Annotated in this window: 4 protein-coding genes and 1 tRNA gene; 3 read left to right on the forward strand and 2 right to left on the reverse strand. The window is 60.3% G+C overall.

Annotated features, from left to right (window positions below; genetic code table 11):
* Positions 1-151: 151 nt before the first annotated feature.
* Both C9413_RS28980 and C9413_RS28985 read right to left on the reverse strand, forming a co-directional pair.
* Positions 152-236: transfer RNA gene (locus C9413_RS28980), tRNA-Leu, on the reverse strand.
* A gap of 30 nt (positions 237-266) precedes the next feature.
* Positions 267-674: a VanZ family protein gene (locus C9413_RS28985; RefSeq protein WP_170251266.1), complete on the reverse strand. Its 408-nt coding sequence runs from the start codon at positions 672-674 to the stop codon at positions 267-269.
* Positions 675-839: 165 nt separating this feature from the next.
* Between C9413_RS28985 and ilvA the strand changes: the two genes are divergently transcribed.
* The 3 genes from ilvA to C9413_RS29000 all read left to right on the forward strand — a co-directional run bounded on the left by ilvA (position 840) and on the right by C9413_RS29000 (position 3,867).
* Positions 840-2,096, forward strand: a complete 1,257-nt coding sequence (gene ilvA / locus C9413_RS28990) for a threonine ammonia-lyase (protein ID WP_039844673.1) — start codon at positions 840-842, stop codon at positions 2,094-2,096.
* Between the two features lie 37 nt (positions 2,097-2,133).
* Positions 2,134-2,460, forward strand: coding sequence for an HlyU family transcriptional regulator (locus C9413_RS28995; RefSeq protein ID WP_039844674.1), 327 nt, complete (start codon positions 2,134-2,136; stop codon positions 2,458-2,460).
* Positions 2,461-2,598: 138 nt separating this feature from the next.
* Positions 2,599-3,867, forward strand: a complete 1,269-nt coding sequence (locus tag C9413_RS29000; protein ID WP_039844675.1) for a GGDEF domain-containing protein — start codon at positions 2,599-2,601, stop codon at positions 3,865-3,867.
* Positions 3,868-4,019: the final 152 nt, after the last annotated feature.

A 4,019-nucleotide genomic window follows, 5' to 3' on the forward strand; every position in this document is an offset into this window, starting at 1 on the left:
GATACCGGGTCTACGAAAGATACGTGGTTCAGCCGGATGGCACGCTGAAGCTCATCTCCCGCCGAACCGGTTCCGACTACTGGCACTTCCCCCGGATGAAATGGTGAGTGGATGCCCGACGTCGCAAAAACCTCGCGTCACGGCTGCGTGCTGGGGCGGGCGACGGGGATCGAACCCGTAAGGATTGCTCCGAGGGGTTTTAAGTCCCTTGCGTCTACCAGTTTCGCCACGCCCGCGGGCGATCCTCAATTAACGACTGGAGTGATTCAGTCAAGAGCGCCGGCGGCGGCACCGGTTTGCGGCTTTGGAGCAGGAACGGCCTCGATCCTCTGCTTCATCTGCCCGCGCCGGTAGGTAGCGCGGCCGATAAGAATGCCGAGCATGGCGCCGGCTGCCTTGATGACCGCGTCGTGCAGGCGTGCATGACGTGTCGGCGACAGGTATTGCAGGAACTCGATTGCGAGTGCGCCGAAGAAAAGAAGCAGTGCGACGAGCTTCCACTGCTTCGGATAGCCGAGCGCGAAAACGAAGCCAGTGACGGCATAGGCAAGCGCGCGGTCGGCGTAGACGCTGGTCATCGTATGCGGCCTGAGGCCGATCGGCGAAATGGTGACGAAAATGATGGCGGCAAGCAGCAGCCAAGCGAGCGGTCGCATAAAATGGGATATCATCATGCCTTCACGTTAGCAGCATTGCAAAGCGAACGCACGGGGGAGCTGCAGCAATCCGCCAAGCGCGATGAAGAAAGCTTTCCGCAGAACGAACCGCACCGCGGTTAAACGGACTTCTTTTGCCGGCCGACCTGTGCCATAGCGAGGTCTTGAGACAGGAATGGACCGATGACCGTCATAAGACAGGATGTAGATCGCGCGGAAGAGGCGCTGCGCAGCCTCTTTCCGGCAACGCCGTTGCAGCTCAACGACCATCTTTCGGCGCGCTACGGTGCCGAAATCTGGCTGAAGCGGGAGGATCTGTCGCCCGTCCGTTCTTACAAGATCCGCGGCGCCTTTAATTTCTTCCGCAAGGCGATTGCCGAAGGGAGCGGCGAGCGTCTCTTCATCTGCGCATCGGCAGGCAACCATGCGCAGGGCTTTGCCTATGTCTGCCGCCATTTCGGCGTTCAGGGCGTGGTCTTCATGCCGGTGACGACGCCGCAGCAGAAGATCGACAAGACGCGCATGTTCGGCGCCGAATTCATCACCATCAAGCTCTACGGCGATTTCTTCGATCAATGCTATCAGGCCGCCCGCGACCATGCGGAGGCGGCCGGAGGCGTCATGGTGCCGCCCTTCGACCATGAGGACATCATCGAGGGGCAGGCAACGGTCGCAGCCGAAATCATGCAGCAGCTGCCGGAGGGTAGGGTGCCGGACATGCTGGTCTTGCCGGTCGGCGGCGGCGGGCTTGCCGCGGGGATCACGGGCTACCTCAAGGGCTCGGTCCCGAATTCCGCCTTTGTCTTCACCGAGCCGGCAGGCGCGCCGAGCCTGAAACGCAGCATCGAGGCCGGCGAAGTGGTGACGCTTTCCAAGGTCGACAATTTTGTCGACGGCGCGGCCGTTGCCCGCATCGGCGACCTGAATTTCGCAGCGCTCAAAGGCTTTGCAGCCGCGCAGGTCATGTTGATGCCGGAGAACGCCATCTGCGTGACGATCTCGGAAATGCTCAATGTCGAGGGCGTCGTGCTGGAGCCGGCAGGTGCTTTGTCTTTGACGGCGATCGCCGCGATGGATCCGCAGGCCATTCGCGACAAGACGATCGTCGCTGTTGTCTCCGGCGGCAATTTCGACTTCGAGCGGCTGCCCGACGTCAAGGAGCGGGCGATGCGTTATGCCGGGCTGAAGAAATACTTTATCCTGCGGCTGCCGCAGCGCCCCGGCGCGCTCCGCGATTTCCTCAATCTGCTGGGGCCGGACGACGACATCGCCCGCTTCGAATACCTGAAGAAGACGGCGCGCAACTTCGGCTCGGTTCTGATCGGCATCGAGACCAAGGCGCCGGAGAACTTCGCCACCCTGATTTCGAATTTCGAAAAGGCCGGCATGGGCTTCGAGGACATCACCGAGAACGACATCCTCGCCAACCTCATCATTTGACTTTGCGGGCGCGAGCGGCCCGTGTTAAAGGCGGAACATGGCTTCGATCTTATCCAGCATTTTCTCGATGTTTTCCGGTGGCGGCAAATCGGCCGAGGCGAGCGCAGGCCCGAAGGGTGAGCCGCAGCTTTACGCCGATTGCGCCATCTACGCTGAGCCGCGCAAGGAAGGCGGACAGTTTCGCCTGGCAGGCCGCATCGAAAAGACGGTCGGCGGCGAGGTTCTGGTTCGCAATTTCATCCGCGCCGACATGTTCTCCTCTTCGGACGATGCGATCGAATGCACGGTGCGCAAAGCGCACCAGATCATCGATCAGCACGGCCCCTCGCTTTTCGGCGACGGTGCCAAGGAGCGGCAGGTCTAGCCGCGCTCTTCCCAAGCCTTCGCCGGGGCGGCTTTGCGGCGGCAGCCATACAGGGAGGCCGCGGGTTACCCTGACGTCACGCGACCGTTTCTTAACCGTATCGCGCTATGAAGAAGCGGTTGGAGAGCGGAAAGCGCGATGGCAATTGTCAATCTCGGTCTCATTGTGGTTGAAGCCGTCGGCTATTTCTCGCTGATGGTGAGCCTGCTGCATTTCCGCCACCGGCTGGGCCTTGGCGTTTTCATGACGGCGCTCGGCGTCATGCATTTCATGGAAACCTATCTCGCCGCCGTATTCTACGTGTCGCTGCCTTTCGGTGTCGCCTCGCCCGGATCGTCGGTCTTCTTCGCCGGCAAGCTGATGATGATCCTGATGCTTTACCTGGAGGAAGATGCTTCGACGGTCCGGCAGCCGATCTACGGCCTGTTCCTTGGAAATCTCCTGACGGTCGCGATCGCGTGGGTTCTGCAACTGCATGATACCGTCGAGATTTCACCCGGCAATGCAGCCGATTTCAGCTTCCTGAAGGAGATCGGATGGCTGATGGTCTGGGGTACGGCGCTTCTCTACCTCGATGCGCTCGGTATCATTCTGCTGTACGAACGCCTTGGTCATTGGATGAAGCGCAAGGTGATCCTTCGTTTCGTGCTGTGCGGCTTCGCACTTCTGACCTTCGACCAGATCGGCTTCTTCGGCGCACTGCATTATTTTCTCGACGTACCGCTTGCAGCCTTCTGGGACGGCTGGAGGGCAAAGATGTTTGCGGTCTGTATCTATACCGCGCTCTTTGCCATCTACCGGCTCTGTATTCATCGAAACGGCGTTCCTGCGGCAGCACGCTCGCTCAGCGATCTGTTCGGCGACCTGACATTCCGCGAGCGGTACAACGATCTTCTGGAGCGGACGGGCAGGGACATTCTGACAGGCGTCTACGACCGCTCGCGCATGGAGTTCGAAGCACCGGTCATGATGCGGGAAGCCCTGCGGCAAGGGCAGTTCACGACCGTCATCATCATCGATGCCGACCACTTCAAGGACGTCAACGACAACTTCGGCCATCTGCAGGGTGATGAGGTGCTGAAGTCGATCGCCGCCCGGCTGGTGACGATCCTGCGTTCTGCAGACAGGGTATTCCGCTTTGGCGGTGAGGAATTCGTTGCAATTTGCCCGGGCACGGACCACGAGGAGGGCTTGTTGGTCGCAGAACGGCTCCGATGGACGATCGAGACGAGCGTCAGGACACCAGATGCAAGACCGGTAACCGTCAGCATCGGCGTTGCAACCGCCGACGAAGATGGCGTGAGCTTCATGACGGTTCTCTCTACTGCAGATGACCGGCTCTACCGGGCAAAGAAGAATGGCCGCAATTGCGTCTTCGGCCGTACCGGTCTGGTCAAAGTCAGCTAATCTGACACTTGGTTCCGGGGCCTGCTCGCCCGACAAACTCCTGCTCGAGATGCACGCGGCTGTTGGCTGCGTCGCTCATGCTCGACTTCATCAGGGCGCGCACCCAACAGTAAAGTGAAAGCACGCGGAAACTTGATTGCCAACGCCGCAGC

The organism is Rhizobium sp. SEMIA 4085, assembly GCF_013004495.1.
Lineage (GTDB): Bacteria > Pseudomonadota > Alphaproteobacteria > Rhizobiales > Rhizobiaceae > Rhizobium > Rhizobium gallicum.